Source organism: Boudabousia tangfeifanii (genome assembly GCF_001856685.1).
GTDB classification, from domain to species: domain Bacteria; phylum Actinomycetota; class Actinomycetes; order Actinomycetales; family Actinomycetaceae; genus Boudabousia; species Boudabousia tangfeifanii.
Genome location: NZ_CP017812.1, coordinates 156,045 through 178,610 on the forward strand (window position 1 = coordinate 156,045; position 22,566 = coordinate 178,610).

At 51.1% G+C, this 22,566-nt stretch carries 5 protein-coding genes and 1 tRNA gene; all 6 read right to left on the reverse strand.

Going from position 1 to position 22,566, the window contains the following annotated elements; all coding sequences use genetic code 11:
* Positions 1–47: 47 nt before the first annotated feature.
* The gene (locus tag BK816_RS00555; protein WP_071163433.1) at positions 48–4,766 is read right to left on the reverse strand and encodes a SpaA isopeptide-forming pilin-related protein; all 4,719 of its coding nucleotides are present in this window, start codon (positions 4,764–4,766) and stop codon (positions 48–50) included.
* A 366-nt stretch (positions 4,767–5,132) separates the two neighbouring features.
* Positions 5,133–9,743: a SpaA isopeptide-forming pilin-related protein gene (locus tag BK816_RS00560; RefSeq protein WP_071163434.1), complete on the reverse strand. Its 4,611-nt coding sequence runs from the start codon at positions 9,741–9,743 to the stop codon at positions 5,133–5,135.
* A gap of 544 nt (positions 9,744–10,287) precedes the next feature.
* Entirely contained in the window at positions 10,288–14,862 is a 4,575-nt protein-coding gene (locus BK816_RS00565) for a SpaA isopeptide-forming pilin-related protein (protein ID WP_156981949.1), read from the reverse strand.
* Positions 14,863–15,450: 588 nt separating this feature from the next.
* Positions 15,451–19,878 carry a SpaA isopeptide-forming pilin-related protein gene (locus tag BK816_RS00570; RefSeq protein ID WP_156981950.1) on the reverse strand — a complete coding sequence of 1,476 codons (4,428 nt, stop codon included), beginning with the start codon at positions 19,876–19,878 and terminating at the stop codon, positions 15,451–15,453.
* A gap of 354 nt (positions 19,879–20,232) precedes the next feature.
* Positions 20,233–22,224 (reverse strand): hypothetical protein, encoded by a 1,992-nt coding sequence (locus BK816_RS09755; RefSeq protein ID WP_071163437.1) that lies wholly within the window; start codon positions 22,222–22,224, stop codon positions 20,233–20,235.
* Positions 22,225–22,471: 247 nt separating this feature from the next.
* Positions 22,472–22,545 (reverse strand) — tRNA-Pro (locus BK816_RS00580).
* Between the last annotated feature and the right edge of the window lie 21 nt (positions 22,546–22,566).

The following is a 22,566-nucleotide window of genomic DNA, read 5'->3' on the forward strand; positions in this document are numbered from 1 at the left end:
GGACAGTTTAAGTACTGTCCCTCCACTTAGCGTTTAGCTAATGGCGTTTAGGCCATTTTGTTGCGTCGGCGTACGGCTTGGGTCATGCCTAGGGTGGAGATTAGTAGTAGGAGGGTGCCTCCGACTGCTAGTGGCATGTGTCCGTTGCCGCCGGCTTTTGGTAGTTCGCCGGCGCGTGGGTCGTGGACTGTTACCTTTGGGCCGGCGACGGCGAAGGTGCCGTCGGTGGCTTGTCCGGTGGGTTCACCGGTCTTAAGGTTTAGTGGCACGATGTTGCCGCTACCGTCGACTTTGAACACGAGTGGTTCTGGTAGTAGTGAGTAGTCCTTGGTGGGGGACTTGGTTTCTACTAGGAAGTAGACGGTGCCGGCGTTTAGGGTTGGGGTGACGAAGCGTCCCATGTATTTGTTGTCGCCGTCGTTGGAGGCGAGTGCATCTTGTGGGAAGCGGTTTTCGTTGTCCGCGGTTAGTTCGTCTAGTTCGGCTTTGACCAGCTCGCCCATGGTGTAGGGTTTGGTGGTTGAGTTGGCTGCCTTGTAGAGGGCGAACTTGGCGCCGCTTAGGCGGGTGCCGTTAGCGTCGGTCTTTTCAACTAGGGCGATTCCAAGTTGTGGTTTGACTGGGGTGCAGGCGTCGTTGTTGCCGTCTGTACCTGGGTCGTCTTGGGTGCTGACCTTGTTGAAGAAGCCGGTGCCTGGTTTGCCTGCGCCTTCGTTTTCACATTCGCCTGCGCCCTTGGCTGCCGAGTCGGTTGCGCTCCAGTTGAGTTTGGCTGCTGCTTCGGCGCTGATCTTGCCGGTAACTTCGATGTAGTAGTTGACACTTTCGCCGCCGTTGATAGCCTCGGTGCCTGCTGGGATTTCGAAGGTTACGGTGTTGCCTTGGACGTTGCTTACCGGGGCGAGGGCGTTTTCGTCCTTGCCGTACTTGGCGGAGGTGATTTCAAAGCCTTGTGGCAGTGTGATCACATCGGTGATGGCCGGTTGGGCAGAAGCGTTCTTGCCGGCGTTGGTGGCAACCACCTTGTACTTAACGGTAGCGCTTAGCGAACCGTCTTGAGCGCTAGTTAGGGTGACTGAGGTTCCGGTAGAACCTGGGGTCTTAACATACCCGTCGCCACCATTGTTAGCCTCATCAGCCCCGTCAGCTGCCGGATCAAACTGCGAGAACTTAGCAACCGTCCACTTATTTTCCACCACCGGAATACAAGCAAAGTTATCCCGATACCAAACAGCGTTATCTTCAGCGTAGTTCGGGCTTTCGAATGCGAGTGCTACGTTGTTGAGTGCTGCCTTGTCGGTGAGGTTAGCGAGTTTAACTGCTTTACCGTTGGTGTTTGCGGTTTCGCTGTTACATACGGCGAGGCCAGCTTGTGCTTGCTCGAACTTGGTAACCTCACTACCTTCCACCTTCGAGGTGTCAGCCTTAACTGGGATGGTGATAGTAAAGGTGCCGCTTTCCTGTGGGCCGAGGTTGTTGATGGAGGTTGCGAGTACCGCGTTTTCCTTCAACTCTTGTTCGGTGTAGGTGTCCTTGCCACCAACGCGTGAGCCTTGGCCATCGTAGGTGACGGTGGCGGTCTTGTCGGTGTCGAATACCAAACCTGCAGGAGCGGTGAAGAAGTCCTTGATTTCACCGGTGTTACCAGCAAATGCGGAGTCGTTGGTGACCTTCATCTTGTACACGAGGTCTCCCTTGCCGCCCTTGAGGACGACTGCTTCACCAACGTGTTCGTTGCCGAGCTTCTTGTCTGGGGTGCCAGCAAGTTTCTCGATGTGGAAACGCGGGATGCGGGTGTTCTTGATGGTACAAGTTGCCGAACCGTTCTTTGGAACGTTTACGGTCTGCTTGTCAACCATGGTGCCGCCTTCACAGGTCCATTCACCGGACTTGTAATAGCCTGGGATAGCTTCTGGCTGGTTGATAAGTTCGGCTAGTTTGTAGTTACCTGCGACTACGTCCTGGTCAACAGCTACACCTTCAGTTGGCTTAGCCTGGCCGTTAGCGCCTGCGAGTGGGCTACCGGTTTCAGGGTTGGTACCAGTGGCGGCTAGAACGAAGTGACCTAGGTCGTCAGGAACCTGCGAGTTAATGACACGACCATTCTGGTCAACAATCTGCTTAACCAACTTGAGGTGAGCAGTAGGTTGACCGGTGAATGGAATACACGAGTCGTTGTTGTCTTTGCCGTCCTTGTCACCCTCTAGGGCTACCTGGTTGAAGAAACCAGTACCTGGCTTGCCAGGACCTTCGTTTTCACACTTTTGTGCGGCAACGTTGTTTGCGGCTTCAAGGTTTTCAGCCTTTACCTTGATCTTGATCGCGTAGATCTTGGATTCACCGGACGCGACCTTTCCACCAGGCAAAGTGATTGGGAACGGATTACTGCCATCGGAGTAGTCTTCGTTCATTAGGACTTTGTCGGTCTTGAGGTCAAGTACACCAACGTGGGTAATCTTGAATCCTGCTGGTGGGGTAAAGGTGTCCTGAATATCGGCTAAGACAGCTTCGGCATTACCAACGTTCGTTGCAGTGACAACGTAACGCAAGGTGGCAGTGCCGTCAGCACCAATCATGACAGGATTACGAGTATGTTCGCCAGCTGGTGCAAGGGTGCCGGTTACAGGATCAACTGCAGATTTACGAACCTTGAAGCCTTCTGGACCAGGTGTTGGATGACCGTATTGGCAAGAAGTCAGGTCAAGGATTCCTTTCGCAACTGCAGGCTCGAAGTCAACCTGAGGTGCTACTTCAGTTTTATTTCCAATTTCAGGTTGCTGATAAAGGTTCTTGAAGCCCTTCGTTAGATCGCCGGAACCGGAATACAGGTTTCCATCCTTACCAAATGCAGAACCATACACGACCTTGATATTGCTGTAGGTGCCCCATGGCTTCATCTTACTGGTGTCAATTAGGTTGAATGAGTACGGGTTGGTGCCGCGTGGCTTGTTCACTTCTTCCTTAGGAATGTAGAACGTCTTTGCTGGTCCGGCCTTGGTTCCCATTGTGAATAACATTGAACCATCTTCAAAGAAAGCCAAGTCATTCAACTGGTAACCGGATGGAATAGGAATTCCGGCCTTTTTCTCTAAGGTAGCAGCCTTTCCAGCTTCAGGATCAGGGGAACCATCAGGTAGCTTTAGGTCCTTATCTGTGAAGGTGAATTTCATTGGCAAGGCGGTGCCTCTCGTCTGGGAAACTACCCACAGATTACCTTCGGGATCGAATGCACTCGCCTGGTTGGCGATAGAAACAAGTGTCTCTCCAGAAAGTGTTACATTCTCAATAGTGCCGATTTTTATGGCCTCTGGATCTGTTGAGCCTGGCAAAGGCACACGCATACGTTTCAAGGTGTTAGCTTGTCCCCCAATCTTCGGGATGAAGTAGATCCATTGTGGGAATTGCCTTGCAATTGCGATACCGCCGTTTTTAGACTCAAAAGGAATCGAGAATCCATCTGGACTGTGAAGAGGATCGTCAATATTGATCAGCTTAATATTTGTTGGGTTCGTAGTTGAATCGCCTGCATCTGTAACATAAATGTTGTCACACCAGTTGTTCTTTTCTTGAACAGGTCCACCAGGAAGGCGGAAGGTATCAACGTCACCTCGTGACGATGGGATCAATTTACGGCCCATGTCTACCTGGAAGCCCATGGTGTCAAGGCGATCAGGGTTTAGGTCCTTCGGGATGGCAGGATCTAGACAGTTGGAGTACTGGAAGCCGCGGCGCATTTCGAAAACGGTGCCAGGCTGGATCCACTGGGTACCGGTCCAAGAATCTGGGTTGTAGCGCCAGTTAATCGAATCCAAGAAGGTTGGATTAGTTAGCTGAGGGTCAACCCCAAACAATGGCTTTGTGGAATCGTTGTTTCGAAGCACTGCACCTTCGAGGAACTGGTTGGTGAGGTCACCAGGGGTACCACCAGGGCTGGTAATGCGAATACCGTTACGCTTGGTGAGGTTAGGATCAGCAAGATCCATAGCACTAGCCGGAAGCGGGTCAATAGTTGCTTGGTTCTTGCTCTTTGGATCGACGAACTTAATGTCAGCCAACCAAGCACCAATATTTCCCTCAGGAACCGTCCACTTGTAAACGGCAACACCGGAGCAACGAGTACCCGGATCGTTTTCAATGTTCTTTGAAATCGGCGCGAAGCCAGTAGTGCCCTTTATGTCAGTAGTCATATTCATGGACGCGGTGAAAATATCACCCGGCTGTGCATTTTCGCTAATCTTCGCAGGCGCCGAGAATGTCGCGGTGCCATCTGCGTTAATGCCCGAAACCTCGTAAATCCAGGTATTTGGATCATCTGGGGACTTCCGAGCCGAATCTACCGTACCTGAAGTAAGGGTTAGGTCACTAGTCTGAGGATCTTTTTGTGTGAACGGAGCCTCTGGATCTTGAGTAACCGTAATGGTGGCAGTGTTTGTGACACCCTTTGGTACTTCGTATTTGAAGCTGCCATTATAGTTGAATTCGACACCAGGAGCAGGTTCTTTACCTTTGAAATCATGTTCCAAGGTGCTGGTAATAGTAGTGGCGTCACCCACTGCTTCTTCGATTGAAGGGTCGTTTACCCATGCACCTGCCTGTTCAGCGGTTCCCATAGTCAGGGCGGACGTACCAATCAGTGCAGCAGTCGCGGCGATGGCTGCGAAGCCGTAGTGACGGTAGTGGCGCTTACGCGCTTTTTCCGCTGAAAAATCACCATTTTCTGGCGCTTGACGGCCGGTGCGGCGGTCATCAAATATGTAGTTAGGCACGGAAATTGCTCCTATTTCAAAATACAGTCTTGTTGGTCATGTTACTACACGCCAGAAATGCTTGCAGAAACAAAAACAATGAACTGTAAATTATTGGAGCTCTGAATTAATTTTTTGAGAAGGAAGACTGTAAATTTCCGTGCTTTCTCAATAAATCTCGGTATTTGAGTAGTGCCTAAGTATTAAGTTTTAGTATTAGTCACATTTTTTCTTATAGTCACCTAAGAAAATGATCCAAAATGGTTGATGGTGTCAGCCCAGAAAGTGTCGAAAACTGGGCTGACACCATCAAGTTTTATTCGGACTAACCCTGCAACCGAGCTCTACCTTGGAGGAAGCCGAACCCGATTGCAGGAGTCCTTGGCGTCAGGATCGACGTACTGTGCGGAACATGCCTGCTGCTGACAACAGAACAATCAAAGCGCCGCCGATTGCCAGAGGCATGCGACCATTGCCGCCAGCCTTTGGAAGCTCACCGGTACGAGGATCTCGTACAGTAACCTTTGCAGCTGCGGTGAGGAAGGTGCCATCGTCAGCCTTGCCTAGTGCTTCACCGGTCTTGGCGTCAAGGGCAATCAAGTTGCCTGCGCCGTCAACCTTGAACACGTAAGGTTCAGGTAGCAAGGAGAAGTCCTTGGTTGGGGACTTGGTTTCCACTAGGAAGTAGACGGTACCAGCCGACAAGGTTGGGGTCACGAAGCGACCCATGTACTTGCCATCACCATCGGTGTCGGTCAAAGCATCTGCTGGAATCTGGCCTGCATTAGCTTCAGTCAACTCGTCAAGTTCTGCCTTAACCACTTCACCCATGGCCAATGGCTTGGCGTTGGAATCAGCAGCCTTGTACAAAGCGAACTTGGCACCCGAGAGGCGAGAACCGCCAGCGTCAGTCTTTTCAACCAACGCGATACCTAGCTGAGGCTTGACCGGGGTACAAGCATCGTTGTTACCATCAGTACCTTCGTCGCCTTCCATGCTGACATGGTTAAAGAAACCAGTTCCTGGGGTGCCACCATTTTCGGTACGGCATTCGCCCACACCCACAGCTTCAGAATCGGAAGCAGTCCAAGCCAACTTGGCAGCGTCCTCGGCAGTAATCTTGCCGGAAACCTCAACCAAGTAATCCATGTGCTCGCCACCGTTAACCTTGTCGGAACCCGCAGGAATCTCGAAAGTAACAGTGTTGCCAGCAATCCCGGAAACTGGAGCCAAAGCACCATCGGCAGGGCCGAACTTCGCATCAGTAATCACAAAGCCCTGAGGCAAAGTGATGGTATCGGAAATAGCAGGCTGGACTGAAGCGTTCTTGCCGCGGTTAGTGGCGCGAACACGGTACTTAACGGTTGCAGTCAAATCGCCATTATCAGCCGGAGTCAAAGTGACACCAGTACCAGTGGTGCCAGGGGTCTTCACGAACCCGTCGCCACCATTGTTGGCCTCGTCAGCACCTTCAGCCGAAGGATCGAACTGCGAGTACTTTTCCACGCTCCACTTGTTCTCCACAACTGGGATACAAGCGAAGTTGTCACGGTACCAAACGGCGTCATTCTCAGCGTACTGAGTGTTTTCCAAATCGATGTTGGCATTGTTAACCGCAGCCTTATCGTTCGGGTTCGCCAGCTTCACTTCTTCGCGGTTAACGGTAGCGGTCTGAGTTTCACACTGGCCGAGGGCGTCCTGCGCCTGCTCGAACTTCGTCAAATCAGAACCCTCAACCTTAGAGGTGTCAGCTTTAACTGGAATAGTGATGGTGAAGGTAGCCTTAGCCTGTGGGCCAAGATTCTTAACCGAATCAGCTAGCACAGCGCCAGCCTTAAGCTCTTCAGCGGTGTAGGTGTCCTTGCCGCCCACACGGGAACCTTCGCCCGAGAAGACAACCTTGACAGCCTTCGCATCATCCATGACCAAACCGGCAGGAACTTCGAAGTTATCGCGGACTACGCCAGTGTTACCAGCAAAGTTCGAATCATTAACCACGTTCATGCGGTAAACGAGTTCGCCAGCTCCATTCTTCAACACCACTGGTTCACCTACGTGGGGGTTACCCAAAGCAGGATCCGGGGTGCCGGCAAGCTTCTCAATGTGGAAGCGAGGAAGGCGAGTGTTCTGGATAGTACAGGTGACGCTGCCATTTTCAGGCACATCAACAGTATTGGCGTTAACCATCTTGCCGTTGCCACCTTCACAGGTCCAGTTGCCGGACTGGTAGTAGCCAGCCACGCCACCTGGTTCGGTGATGGTTTCCGACAAGGCGTAACGACCGGCGAAAACATCCTGATCCACAGCTACGCCCTCGTTAGGCTTAGCCTGGCCAGTAGCGCCACCAAGTGGGTTCATGTTTTCCGCAGTGTAGCCGGAGGCAGCCAAAGAGAAGTGGCCGAGGTCGTTAGGTACCTGCGAGTTAATCACGCGACCGTCCTGGTCCACAATCTGCTTAACCAACTTCAAGTGAGCCACTGGACGAGGCTTCACTGGAATACAAGCATCATTGTTATCAGGACCATCGGAGTCATTTTCCATGGCAACACGGTTGAAGAAACCACCACCAGGGGTGCCCTCACCTTGGGTGTTGCACTCGCCAGCAATATTCTTAACAGCTTCCAAGCTATCAGCCTGCAAAGAAACAGTGACCTGGTAAGACTTCAGAGCGCCAGAAGCCAATTCCCCCGGAGCAAGGGTGAAAGTAGCGTTCTTGCCCTGAGACTTGCCGTCCACAGCAACATCGGTAATCGTGAAGCCCGCAGGGGCAGAGACTGTATCGGTCACGTTACCGGGGTTGCCAGCAGCAGTACCAGAGTTAGCCACAGTTACCAAGTAGCTAACCTTGACAGAGCCGTCATCGTTAATCTTTGCATTGTTGATAGTGGTGCCGCCGGCAGTAGCTGGAGCGCCAGTTACTGGATCAATCGCACGCTTCTGCACCAAGAACTTAGGAGCATCAGGAGCAGGCTGTTCGCCGGCAGGAATATAGCTACACGAACCCATATCGGCAATACCAGGAGAAACAGTTACGTTAGGAACGCGGGTAATCTTGCCGCCATCAGGCGAAGCAGTGTACAAGTAGCCTTGATCTCGGGTACCGAGGTAAAGATTACCGTCAGCACCAACCGCTACGCCGTTAAATTCCTTGATCGAATCTGAACTTGTCAAAATTGCCTGTTTGATTGGCTGGATCACGGTCTGGCCGGTGGTGTTAATCAAGTCGTCATGAGAGTAGGTCAAAACAACTTTCTGCTTAAGAGCGTTGCTACCAGTGGTTGAGTTTGCAACCGTTACCAAGTCACCATTTGCATTGAAAGTAATGTCAAGCGGCAAATTGGTGGTAACAAGCGGATTACCTAGAGTGCCATGGCGTTCCCACTGAGCTGCTGGGTTCGAAACGTCCAAGGAATACAAATAACCTGAACCATGGAAAGCCCACAAGATACCATCCGGATCAAAGCCCAAGGAGATAATTCGAGCAGTCGACGAAGGGTATGGAGGGAAGTTGGTCAAAACACCCTTGCCGCCATTTTCACTGGAAGCAGTGTACAAACGTGCTGGCTGACCCTTTGGAGCGGTCGCGTACCAAATGGTGTTTTCGACCTTAGGGGAGATAGCAATGGTGCCCGAGTAAGGAGGAATGCTTAGACCATCACGCAAGGTGGTCATTTCCTGCTTCTTCGAATCCCAAAGATCGATACGCTTCGAGACATCAACAGCGTTAGAAGCGTTGATGTAAATATCCGAACACCATGGTGGAGGTGGGGGTAGTTCACCGTTCTTATCGCGGATCACGAAGGAATCGTTAGCGTTCTCCTGTGCTGGAGGAAGCTTACGAGCCTGAGAAATCTGGACACCAATGATGTCACGCTTCGCGCTCAAGTTAGTCGAAGTACGAATCGGAACACAGTTAGCCAACTTAAAGCCGCGGCGAAGTTCGAAAACGGTGCCGGACTTTACCCACTGGGTGCCAGTCCAAGTCTCTGGGTTGTAAGGCCAGTTGATCGAATCCAAGAAACGACCATTAGCCAACTTCGGATCAGTCCCGAAAAGTGGCTTAGTCGAGTCGTCATTACGGGTAACCGCATCGGTCAAGAACTCGTTGGTCAAAGCGCCATCAGTAGTGCCCGGGTTAGAAACACGGAAACCATTGCGCTTTTCCAAGTTCACGTCAGCCAAAGCGGCAGCGTCGGCCGGCAAAGGATCCAAAACAGCGTCCTTGGAATCCGAGTAGTCGGCAAACTTGATGTCGGCGAGCCAAGCACCGAGGTCGCCCTCGGGAATCTTGTACTTAAAGTAAGCCACACCAGAACACTGACCGGCATCCCAAATCAACTTCTGATCCATCTGCTCAAGGGCGGTGTCGCCAGAAGGGGTCATGTTCATCGAAGCGGAAGCAACGATCACCATGCCAGGCTTGACATCAGCATTCAAAGTAGCCTGCTTAGTGAAGGTCGCAGTCCCACCCTTGGTAACGTTCTCAATGGTGTAAACCCAAGTGTTTGAATCCTTAGGATCCTGGGTAACACCAGTGACATTGCCACCAGGGAACTGGAGATCACTCAAAGCCGGGGCAGTCTTGAACGGAGCCTTTTCGTCCTGAGTAACGCTGAGGGTCACCTTGTTTGGGGTGCCTTCAGGTACGGTGAAATCGATCTTGCCAGTGTAGGTGAAATCTTCACCTGGCTGTGGCTGCTTCCCCTCGGCACCCAACGAGTGCTCAAGGTTAACGGTGATAGTTGGCTTATCACCAACCGCCTCCGCAATCGACGAATCGTTGACATAAGCGTACGAATCGTTGGTAGGGGCCATGGACAAAGCCACGCCCGCCACCAAAGCGGAAGTTAACGCCACACCAGCTACCCCGAAACGGGCGTAGTGGCTGGCAGTACGACGCGACTGCTCATTGCGAAGTCGCTTGGGACTGTGCTCAGCCCCCTCAATAGAGGACTGAGGACGGCCGACGGTGCGGTCATCGGTCATTTTCTCAGGCACGAATTGCTCCTATTCAAAACTGTACATAGTACGTAGAAGCTGGAATCGTACGTGCAAAAAAACATTCACGCAAACAACTAATTTTCACGTTCTCAACAAGGTCTATTTGTTTCCTAATGGCAATATTTGTAAACCTGCTGTTTGACAAAAATATGATGATTTATGTCGGTTAAATATGAGCCAGCAAACTTTTCTTTGTGACAGATTTATTAAAGCTGCCATTTTCTTTTATTTTCTTGCGCAAGCAAGTTTCTGACACTGTGTTGTAATCGTCATTTATAATTTTCAGCAGAATTGTGGGCGAAAGTGAAATAAGTGTGACCTCTTAGGCAAGCAGTGATTTAGATTTTCTTTCTCACGCCGTTTGTTTGTCAGAAAAAATGTAACGTTTTCGAGAATTTGTTATCGCATAAATATGCGCTTATTATGCATGAATATTTTCGTGCATAATAAGCGGGTTTTTGGCAGTAGATAAAGAAGTGGTGCCAACCGGAAAAGTGTCGAAAAATCCGGTCGGCACCACAAACCTTATTGGTGGAACCGCTTAGCTGCGACGCACCCGCAAAATTCGGGTCATGCCTAGGGCAGAAACCAGAACCAGTAGAGTGCCACCCACAGCCAGGGGCATTCGTCCATTACCGCCTGCCTTTGGCAGTTCGCCAGTGCGGGGGTCATGGACAGAAACCTTCGCTCCGGCAGTGAAGAACGTGCCATCATCTGCCGATCCAATCGGTTGTGCCGTCTTTGCGTTCAAGGCAACCACGTTGCCCGAAGCATCAACTTGGAACACGAATGGTTCAGGCAGGAGCGAGAAGTCCTTAGTTGGCGACTTAGTCTCAACCAAGAAGTAGACCGTACCCACATTCAAATCCGGGGTCACGAAACGACCATGGTAGGTGTCGTCGCCGTCCTCGGTAGATAGGCTGTCAGGGGCGAAACGGCCCGCATTCTTAGCAGTCAACGGATCCAAATCAGCTTTCACTAAATCACCCATAGTTAGCGGTTTCGAGGACGCATCCGCAGCCTGGTACAAGGCGAACTTGGCACCACTCAAACGAGCACCTGCCGCATCCGTCTTTTCTACCAGCAAGATGCCGGTGCGAGGCTTGATCGGAGTGCAAGCATCGTTATTGCCATCAGTGCCGTCATCACCGTCAATCGAGACGCGGTTAAAGAAGCCGGTGCCCGGACGACCAGCGCCCTCGGTGAGACACTCACCAGCAGCGGTTGCGGCCGAATCGGATTCAGTCCAGTTCAACTTGGCGGCCTCGGTGGCCGAAATCTGGCCAGTCACTTCCACCAAGTAATCGCGGTGGGCACCACCAGCTACCTTGTCGGTACTAGCCGGAATCGTGAACGTAACCGTATTACCGCCAGCCTTTACCGGTGCTAGCGAATCGAGGTCGCGGCCAAACTTCGCTGCAGTAATCTCGAATCCCTGGGGGAGAGTGATGGTATCCGTTACCTCGGGAACCACCGCTTCCAGCTTCCCTCGGTTGACCACCCGAACTCGGTACTTCACAGTGGCGCTGAGCTGGCCCTCACCACTAGGTTCGAGGACGACACCAGTACCAGTGCTACCTGGAGTCTTCACAAAGCCATCACCGCCATTATTGGCCGGATCGGCGCCCTCGACTGCTGGGTCGTACTGCGCGAACTTTTCTACCTTCCACTTGTTTTCCACGACTGGAATACAAGCGAAGTTGTCGCGATACCAAACGTTGTCATTCTCGGCGTACAACGTGTTCTCGTGATCGAGGCTGGCGTTGTTGACTGCCGCATCGTCATTTGGCTTAGCTAAATTGACCTTTTGGCGATTAACTGTGGCACTTTCCGTGGCGCACTGGCTCAAAGCGTCCTCGTGCTGCTGGAAACGCGTGACCGGCTTACCCAAAACCTGGCGGCTATCAGCCATCACCGGAATGGTAATGGTGAAAGTAGCCTTGGCGTTCGGGGCCATGCCACGAATCGATTCGGCCAAAACGGCTCCCTGATCGAGCTCAGCCTTGGTGTAAGTGTCCTTACCGCCAAAGCGTTGACCATCGCCCGAGAAAGTCACCTTCGCAACACTAGACTCGTCAAACAGTAGGCCATTGGGTGCCTGGAATCGATCGCGAACAATGCCGGTGCGGCCAGTAAAGTTCGAATCGTTTACCACTTCGAGGCGGTAAACCAGCTCGCCCTTACCATTCTTCAGAACCACAGGTTCACCAACGTGCGGGTTGTTCAGACCTTCGGCTGGCGTATTAGCCAACTTCTGGATATGGAACTTAGGGGTACGAGTGTTCTTGATGGTACAAGTGACACTACCGTTCTTTGGCACATTAACCGTGTTGCCATCGAGCATACGCCCGCCAACACAATCCCAGTTACCAGACTGGTAGTAGCCGTTCAGAGCACCGGGCTCAGCAATGGTCTCAACCAGCTTGTAATTACCGGGCACTACGTCTTCATCCGCAGCGACACCAGCATTACCCTTCGCCTGGCCAGAAACACCAGCAAGCGGGCTACCAGTTTCTGGGTTGAAGCCAGAAGCACCCAACATAAAGTGGCCGAGGTCGTCAAGCACGGGTGAATTAATCACGTCGCCGTTTTGATTGACGATCTGCTTAACCAGTTTCAAGTGGGCAGTTGGCTGTCCGGTGAAAGGAATGCAAGCATCGTTATTCTCGGTGCCGTCGGCGTCCTCGGGCATGGCAACTTGGTTAAAGAAACCAGTGCCCGGGGTGCCATTGCCGTCATTCTTACAAACCTGTGCGGTGGCATTATTAGCAGCTTGGAGACTATCAGCCTTTACTCGGATAGTAATGGCAAAAGCTTTCGTCCCACCCGGGGCTAATTCGCCCACCGGCAAGGTGAAGGGCGAACCACTAACGTTAGGCAAGCGGTCGCCACCCAAGACTGTCGCAGAAACACTCTTGACTGTAAAACCTTTAGGAGCAGTAAAGGTATCGGTGATGTTCTGCGGGGTGATCGGTTCGTCGCCAACGTTAGTTGCGGTAACGACATACTTCAGAGTTGCCGTGCCATCAGCTCCAATCATTACCGGGTTCTTAGCCGCTTCACCGGCCGGGGCCAGGGTTCCCGTAACGGGATCCACTGCTGACTTCTGCACCTTCACACCAGTAGGGCCAGGTTGCTGGCCGCCGAAGGAACAAGAAGTCAAGTCCAAGATGCCTGTTGCCGCAGCAGGACTGTAACTGAAAGGCTTCATGTAGGTTTCGCGGTTACCCGACTCTGGCTCAATGTAAACGTTAGGACGCGTCGCGGTCGAAGTGCCCTTCGAAACATAGAGCTGGCCATCTGAACCGAAGGCGGAACCATAAATGTAGCCACCATTGGTGTAAGTGCCGTACTTCTTCCCCTGCGAGGGGTAGAGACGTTCATTCTTCTTCACCTGTTCGGCAGTGAAGACATAAGTGATTGCCTTCGAAGAAGAGCCGAAAGTAGCTAGGAAATCACCATTAGACATAAATGCAAAGTCATTAACGTAGGCTCCGCGAATGTCCGTCTGGTTCATGATGATGGCACCTGGGTAGACGGTTGCCACGGTACCGTCCTCGTTAAATTCATAACGGTATAGACGGGTTTCGGTATCATTGGTGCGAGCCAACCAGAAGCTGCCATCTGGGGAGAAAGCGCTCGGCTGGGTGGTGACGTCATAACCGAGGGCGCGCGGGTTAGTCACCCGCACCGTTTCAGTCCTACCAGTCTGCACGTTAAAACGCTTCAAACCGCGCATGTTTGACTGCGGCACATAGTAGAGCCAACCAGGGTACTGGCGGCCCATCGCGATACCACCCTGGACTGTGCGGTCAGGGAAAGCCACAGTCTTCATCCCGTGCTGTGGGTCCTTAATATTGATGGAACCAATTCGAGGGCTGCCGTAAATGAAGGTGCCCGGAGGCTGCATATCCATGAAATAGATATCGTCACACCATGAGTTCTCATCAATATTCTTTCCACCCGGCAGGCGGAAAACATCGATCGCAGTCTGATCGTTGGTTGGGAGTTTGCGACCTTGTGAAATCTGCACGCCAATAATGTCGCGCTTAGGATTCGGGGAGGTCGAAACTCGTACCGGCAAACAGTTTGCCAGCTTAAAACCACGTCTGATTTCAAACACGGTCCCGGACTTAATCCACTGTTTACCAGTCCAAGTTTCCGGATTGTAAGGCCAGTTGATTGAATCCAAGAAGCGGCCATTGGCCAGCTTAGGGTCAGTACCGAACAAAGGCTTGGTTGAGTCGTCATTGCGGGTGACGGCCTCGGTCAAGTACTCGTTGGTGAACGCCCCATCAGTGGTGCCCGGAGAAGAAACTCGGAAACCGTTTCGCTTCTCCATTTTAGGGTCGGCGAGGGCGGCAGCATTGGCCGGTAGAGGATCCAAAACTGCATCTTGGGAGTCTGAGTAATCTGCGAACTTGATATCGGTTAACCAAGCACCAAGTTTGCCTTCAGGCACCCGGTACTTGAAATAAGCAACACCAGAACACTGGCCAGCATCCCAAATTAGCTTCTGATCAAGATTTTGTAGTTGGGTATCGCCCGTTGGGGTCATCGCAAAATTGGCAGAACCACTGATAATGGTGCCAGGGCCGGCCTCGGCAGATAGGGTGGCCTGCTTAACGAATGTGGCCGTGCCACCCTGAGTAACATTTTCAATGGTGTAGACCCAAGTGTTCGGGTCATTATTGTCCTGCTTTACGCCAACTACATTTCCACTGGGGAATTTTAGATCAGCTAGTTGCGGCGCAGACTTAAAAGGAGCCTGCGAATCTTGGGTGACAGAGAAGCGAATCCGGTTTGGAGCACCTTCAGGCACGTTGAAGGTGAACTTCCCAGTGTAGGTGAAGTCCTCGCCCGGTTTCGGTTCGCTGCCATCACTGCTCTTGGAATGTTCCAAGGTGCCCTTGATGACTGGGGTATCGCCGACCGCTTCCTCGATGGAATTATCGTTAACGAAAGCAAAAGACTGTGTGGCCGGCGCACCCGAGAAAGCGAAGCTGCTGACTAGGGCGGCGGTTAGTACGGTTGCGCCAACGCCTAAGCCAATACGAGCTCCATAAGGGACACGCTTAGAACCATTCTTATGAGCTTGGGAATGGTTACACCGCAAATTAGTATCACTAATATGCGCATAATTATGCAGAGTTTCTGGGGTTGCTGTGTTTGGGTCTCCATTCGTTGAGGCTACCCGACTCTGATTAGAGGCACGATCGCCGGAAAAGAACTTAAACACTAACAACGCTCCTAAACTAAATTTAACTTGAGCTTTCAAGCATAGGATTCTTAATTCTGGAAATCAAGCGTTGAAATTTAGGGAAAAACTTTTTGTTGAGACGATTCTAATTATCAAATTAATTATTTGTCTGCCGGGTTGACTTAAGGGGTAATTTTATAATTTATTGTGATACAAGATGACACCTAATTGACGTTTTCTGACAAAACGTCACAACAATGTAAAAAAGAGTTAAGACGTTTAAGCTTTGATGTGTCAGCAAAGTATCATCGATAATCGTAAAAACTTCTGATTTTCTTAAGTTTTGTAAGTGAGTTAGAGCAAGTTAAATAAGAATGTGAGTGTTAGTTGAATAATTATTAGTCGACTTTTGTATAAAAGTACAGGTATGTATATTTTGGTTTGGGGTAAAGAAAAGCGGTTGGGGTGAACAAGGTTTCACCCCAACCGCTTAAGTTGGTTTACTTATCGGTTTTGGCGTTGCCGCCGGATTGCTTGGGTCATGCCTAGGGTGGAGATTAGTAGTAGGAGGGTGCCTCCGACTGCTAGTGGCATGTGTCCGTTGCCGCCGGCTTTTGGTAGTTCGCCGGCGCGTGGGTCGTGGACTGTTACCTTGGGGCCGGCGACGGCGAAGGTGCCGTCGGTGGCTTGTCCGGTGGGTTCACCGGTCTTAAGGTTTAGTGGCACGATGTTGTTGCTGCCGTCGACTTTGAACACGAGTGGTTCTGGTAGTAGTGAGTAGTCCTTGGTGGGGGACTTGGTTTCTACTAGGAAGTAGACGGTTCCGGCGTTTAGGGTTGGGGTGACGAAGCGTCCCATGTATTTGTTGTCGCCGTCGTTGGAGGCGAGTGCATCTTGTGGGAAGCGGTTTTCGTTGTCCGCGGTTAGTTCGTCTAGTTCGGCTTTGACCAGTTCGCCCATGGTGTAGGGTTTGGTGGTTGAGTTGGCTGCCTTGTAGAGGGCGAACTTGGCGCCGCTTAGGCGGGTGCCGTTAGCGTCGGTCTTTTCAACTAGGGCGATTCCAAGTTGTGGTTTGACTGGGGTGCAGGCGTCGTTGTTGCCGTCTGTACCTGGGTCATCTTGGGTGCTGACCTTGTTGAAGAAGCCGGTGCCTGGTTTGCCTGCGCCTTCGTTTTCACATTCGCCTGCGCCCTTGGCTGCCGAGTCGGTTGCGCTCCAGTTGAGTTTGGCTGCTGCTTCGGCGCTGATCTTGCCGGTAACTTCGATGTAGTAGTTGACACTTTCGCCGCCGTTGACGGCCTCGGTGCCTGCTGGGATTTCGAAGGTTACGGTGTTGCCTTGGACGTTGCTTACCGGGGCGAGGGCGTTTTCGTCCTTGCCGTACTTGGCGGAGGTGATTTCAAAGCCTTGTGGCAGTGTGATCACATCGGTGATGGCCGGTTGGGCAGAAGCGTTCTTGCCGGCGTTGGTTGCAACCACCTTGTACTTAACGGTAGCGCTTAGCGAACCGTCTTGAGCGCTGGCTAGGGTTACTGAGGTACCGGTAGAACCTGGGGTCTTAACATACCCGTCGCCACCATTGTTAGCCTCATCAGCCCCGTCAGCTGCCGGATCAAACTGCGAGAACTTAGCAACCGTCCACTTATTTTCCACCACCGGAATACAAGCAAAGTTATCCCGATACCAAACGTTGTCGTTTTCGGCGTATTGGGTGTTTTCCAAGTTCATGTTCACGTTGTTAATCGCGGCTTTATCGTTGGGGTTAGCCAACTTAACTTCCTGGCGGTTAACAGTTGCACTTTCGCTGTTACAAACAGCGAGCTTGGCTTGTGCTTGTTCGAACTTGGTAACCTCACTACCTTCCACCTTCGAGGTATCAGCCATCACTGGGATGGTGATAGTAAAGGTGGCCTTTTCTTGCGGGCCGAGGTTAGTGATCGAGTCGGCCAAAATGGCGCCAGCCTTTAGCTCTTCGACACTGTAAGTATCCTTACCGCCAACGCGCGAGCCTTGACCATCGAAGGTTACCTTCACGCTCTTATTAGGGTCGATAAGCAAGCCGGCAGGAGCTTCGAACTTATCTCGAATCACTCCAGTGTTACCAGCAAAAGCAGAATCGTTGACCACTTCCATGCGGTAAACCAAATCGCCCTTACCACCCTTAAGAACTACCGGCTCACCCACATGGGCATTACCAAGCTTCTTATCAGGCGTACCAGCAAACTTCACCGTGTGGAAACGCGGCACCCGAGTATTCTGAATCGTACAAGTAACACTACCATTAGCAGGAACATCAACCGTTGTTCCGTTTGGCATTACTCCGCCGTCACATTTCCAAGCGCCAGATTGGTAATAACCTGAAAGAGCGCCGGTTTCAGTGATTGTTTCAGACAGGGCGTAACGACCAGCGAATACATCTTGATCAACGGCGGTGCCTTCGCCGGGTTTAGCCTGACCAGAAACGCCACCAAGAGGATTGTTGTTTTCGACTGTGTATCCTGAAGCTGCCAAGGTGAAATGACCGAGGTCGTCAGGCAACTGGGTGTTCAACACCTTGCCATTTTGATCCACAATCTGCTTAACCAACTTCAAATGTGCTACTGGGCGAGGTTTCACTGGGATGCAGGCGTCATTGTTGTCTGAGCCATCTGCGTCATTTTCCATCTTCACTTGGTTGAAGAAACCACCGCCAGGGCTGCCAGCTTTTTCAGTATTGCATTCCCCAGAAATATTCTTAATGGCTTCCAAGTTGTCAGCTTGGTACTTGACAGTTAAACGGAAGGTTTTAACTGAATATGCCGCCATTTCTTCAGCGGGAATTTGGAAGTTGTCGACTTTTCCTAACGACTTGCCATCGAGGAGAACGTCCTCGACGCTAAAACCAGTTGGAGGGGTGATTGGGTCGGTAATCGCAGCTGGAGTGCCTGCCTTACCGCCAATATTGGCGAGTTTAATCAGATAATCAATACTGACCTTGCCATCGTCAGTAATCTGCGCACTATTTACTGTAGTGGTGCCGGCTTGAGCGGCGGTGCCAGTGAGTGGATCAATTGCAGCTTTTTGGATTTCGAACTTAGGCTCAAGTGGTTGAGGGGTGATATAGGAACAGGAACCCATATCTGTAATTGAGCTACGAGTAGACGTTATTGCAATCGCTGTTCCACCTGCATACGGTACCTTGTAAATAGTATTATTTCCGGCTCCACCAAAGTACATCATTCCATCCCCACCGATGGCAAAACCATTTACCCCGATCAATCTTGGAGTAATAATCGTTGAGACGGTGGTTGGTGAGATAGTTACTCCGCCTGTGGGATTAGGCTTCGTTATGTCCTTACGCGAGTAGGTGTAAACACCTTTAATCTGTTTGGCTCTATCACCATTTTCCGCTTCAGACATGAGCACCATGTCGCCCGAATCGGTAAAAGTAAGATCCATTGGAGGTGCTCCGGATACCCTGGGGTTAGGAAGTGCAGGATGAGTTTCCCAAGTCGCCTTAGGGTTAGTCAGATCTAATGAATACAGGATTGGACTTGCATTATAAGGATATGCCCAAAGAATTCCATAGGGATCTACGCCGGCTGGAACGGCAACTTTGGTAGAACCTGGGAAGTCTGGGAAAGCTTGTGCGATTCCCATTCCTTTCAAGCCATCTGTGAAGTAGACTTTGTTGTCTTTGCCAATGTAGATGAACTTATTTGGTAGTTTTGGAGAGACGGCGATGGTACCGCCTGAAGGGGTTGGTGATAATCCTGCCCTGACTCCAGAGATCTCTTGCGATGCGGTATTAAACTTTTCTACTTTATTTGAAACGGAAAGGCTGTTCCCCTCGTCGATATAAATATCTTGACACCATGGGGTTTTTATTATTTCAGTTTTGCCGCCAATCATAAAAGCGTCATCAGCGAAGTCTTGAACGGGAATTAGCCTACGACCTTGATCTATTTGTACACCAATGATGTCGCGATATGCATCGAAAGTGGTTGATGCGTGCACAGGGGTACAGTTGTTGAGAGTGAATCCGCGACGTATTTCAAACACAGTGCCTGGTTTTACCCACCTAGTACCGGTCCAAGTTGCCGGATTATATGGCCAGTTGATCGAGTCGAGGAAAGTGCCATTGGCAAGTAGCGGGTCTACTCCGAATAAGGGGAGCGTGGAATCATCATTGCGGACTACCGCAGTTTCAAGAAATTCGTTTGTTAGTGCCCCGTCTTCAGTCCCTGGAGTTGAGACTTTCATGCCAACACGCTTAGTCATATTTGGGTCGGCTAGATCGCTGGCATTTGCGGGAAGCGGATCTAAAATTGCGTCTTTAGAATTGGCATAGTTCGAGAACTTTATATCTGCTAACCAAGACCCTAGCTTGTCAGTAGGAATTCGGTATTTAAAATAGGCAACTCCGGAACATGCTCCTGGCTCCCATGAGACGATTTTCTTGTCTAGTTCTTCGAGGCCTGTATTGCCTGTGGGGTGAACATCAAGTGAGGCAGTGGTGTCAATGATAGTTCCTGGAGTGACATCTTTTTTCACTGTTGCTTGTTTAGTGAAGGTAATGGTGCCATTTTGGGTGACGTTATCGATAGTAAAGACCCAAGTGTCAGGAGTGGAATTACTTTCTCGACTCTCAACTACCGTGCCTGAAGGAATCTTAAAATCGTCGGCAGTAGGTGCAGAAATGAATGGGGCGTCAGGATTCTGGGCAACTCTTACAATCAGTCGAGATGGGCTACCTGGGGCCACGGTATATTTGAAATTTCCAGTATAGGTAAACGTTTCACCGGGCTTAGGATCTGCGTTTTCTGGACCTTTGGAATGTTCAAGTGAAATATTAATGGTAGGTAAATCATTAACTTTCATCGGAATACTTGAATCATCAACGTAAGCAAACGTCGGTGAAGAAGCGTGCATCCCAACGATTCCGGCTGCCACTATGGATACTGCAGAGATCGCTGCAATTAAACCTTTTGAGCGCTGGATCTTTGTTGTCGAAATGCGCTTATGAGCAGTAGCGAATTTGTTGCTTTCTGACCTCAAAAACCTAGACATAAAACACTCCTATTGAGAAGAAAATTGCCCATTTCCATCCTATCGAGAAACTTTAGTTTTTGTTCTAAATAAAAGGAATTGTGACATTTTGACACAGTAGTGTAAGCGAGTCGTTCACAGGCGAGTGAAAAAATGGTCAAGCAGCTGGAAGGCCGTCCTAAATAAAAGTTCACCCCCACGATTTGTGGGGGTGAACTTAGGTCAGAAAACTATCTAATTTTCATCGTTGTGTTTAGCTCATGCTTTGCGGCGTCTAGCAGTTGCAACTAAAGCAATGCCGGCTAGCAAGATGGTTAGAGAAGTTCCAACCAACCAAGGAGTGTCAGCGCCAGTTTCTGCCAAAGATGCACTCCCTGGGTTGACTGGATTGGCTGGGTTTACCTGTGGAGCGGGCTTAACAGGATCAGTGTTTCCTAGAGCTGGCTTAGCAGGGATCACTGGAGTGACCTCAGGAGTTGGTGTAACCGGAGTCGGTTCTGCGGTGACCACAGGAGTTGGCTCAGCGGTTGCTTCCGGAGTTGGTGCTACTGGGGTCGGTTCTGCAGTGGCCTCTGGGGTTGGGACTACTGGTAGTTCCGGAGTTGGTTCCGCGGTGACCTCTGGGGTTGGGACTACTGGTAGTTCCGGGGTCGGTTCTGCAGTGGCCTCTGGGGTTGGGACTACTGGTAGTTCTGGGGTCGGTTCTGCAGTGGCCTCTGGGGTTGGGACTACTGGTAGTTCTGGGGTCGGTTCTGCGGTGACCTCTGGGGTTGGTACCACTGGAGTTGGTACCACTGGTAGTTCCGGGGTTGGTTCAGTGGTGACCTCAGGGGTTGGTACTACTGGGGTTGGGACTACTGGTAGTTCCGGGGTTGGTTCAGTGGTGACCTCAGGGGTTGGTACTACTGGTTGTTCCGGGGTTGGTTCTGCGGTGACCTCTGGGGTTGGAACTACTGGTAGTTCTGGGGTTGGTTCAGTGGTGACCTCAGGGGTTGGTACTACTGGTTGTTCCGGGGTAGGTTCGGTGGTTTCCTCTGGGGTTGGTTCGACGCTGGCTTCTGGGGTTGGTTCGACGCTGGCTTCTGGGGTCGGTTCAACGGTGGCCTCAGGGGTCGGTTCATCAGTAGCCTCTGGGGTTGGTTCGACGCTTGCCTCAGGGGTCGGTTCAACGGTAGCCTCTGGGGTTGGCTCGACGCTGGCCTCTGGGGTCGGTTCGACGCTGGCCTCAGGGGTTGGCTCGACGGTGGCCTCTGGGGTCGGTTCAACGGTAGCCTCAGGGGTTGGCTCCGCTGGAGCTTCTGGAGTTTCCTTAATAGGAAGTTCTGGAGTAGGTTCGTCACTTACTTCAGGGGTTGGTTCCGGAGTAGGAATTGGCTTGCAGCGGTCGCTGCCATCAAGAGCCTTAGGGGCTTGACCAGGTTCGCTGGTGTAAGAGAAGGTTGCAGAAGAAAGCGCCTGGAACTTCTCGTTAACAACTACCTTGCCCTTATTGTCTAGGGACCAATCGCCAAGGTTGGTGTTTGGAGCGATCTTGGCGGTAAAGCCAAAAACGGTTCCCTTGCCTGGTTCGAGATCCTTATTAAGGGTAACTTCCCACTTGCCGCCCTCGATCTGCTTGGCCGAGGTCAAGTCTGGTTCCCAAGTGTAGTTGCTGTATGGCTTGCCCCAAATCTGCATGTAATCGTTCATGGTTTCGAACTTAGGGTGCTTAGCCATAGCGGAATCGAAAGTGTAATCCGAGAAAAGGTCTGGATTCTGGTTATTGTTCAGCGAAATAGTGATAACAGTACCGGCAGGGATCTTGTAGTTGGTTGCCAGTGGAATACGCCAGAACTGGGTAGTCTTTTCGGTAGCAACAGCCGACTCGCCAATTAGTTTCTTGTTGGCTGCCTTAGGGTCGTCGTAGGTCTTAGTGGTTTTTGCACCGATGGTCCAGTGAGTGATTTCAAACATGCCCGGGCCAGAAGGGTTCAATCCGTAACCGTGTTCTGGGCGAACTTCCTTAATGTAACCACCGTTCGAGTAATCGACAGTGTTGCCGTTATCGTCAACCATCAGGTTGGGGAAGTTCTCATCATTGTTCTGTAGGAACAAATCCATAACCGTTTCAGCGGTCCACTGGTTGCCGCACTGGCCAACCGGCTCATAGCCTGGCTTGGAACCAGCGTTAGTCGCGAATGCGAGGGGGGAAAGAACAGTAGCAGCAAGTGCTAGTGCGGCAGCACCAACTGCAAACTTCTTCTTGGACATTTACTCTCCTATATGTTTTACGAAAGACCTACGTTTCGAAAATTGCGTAGAGTTCCAGCCTAACTAATAAAAATAAGTATTGATAGGAAAGAAAAAGGTTCTGCGGGCAAAGTCATATTTACTTGTTTCAAATTTATTAAATCGAAAGAAATAATGTGACCTGCCTTTTGTTGGCGAGATGTAGGGCAATAAATCAGTTGGTTTTTATTGAAAAAGAAAACCGGCCACTTACGTGACCGGTCATTTGTCGGGGTAGCGGGATTTGAACCCACGGCCTCTTCGTCCCGAACGAAGCGCGCTACCAAGCTGCGCCATACCCCGAGGCCGTCCAAAACTGGACTG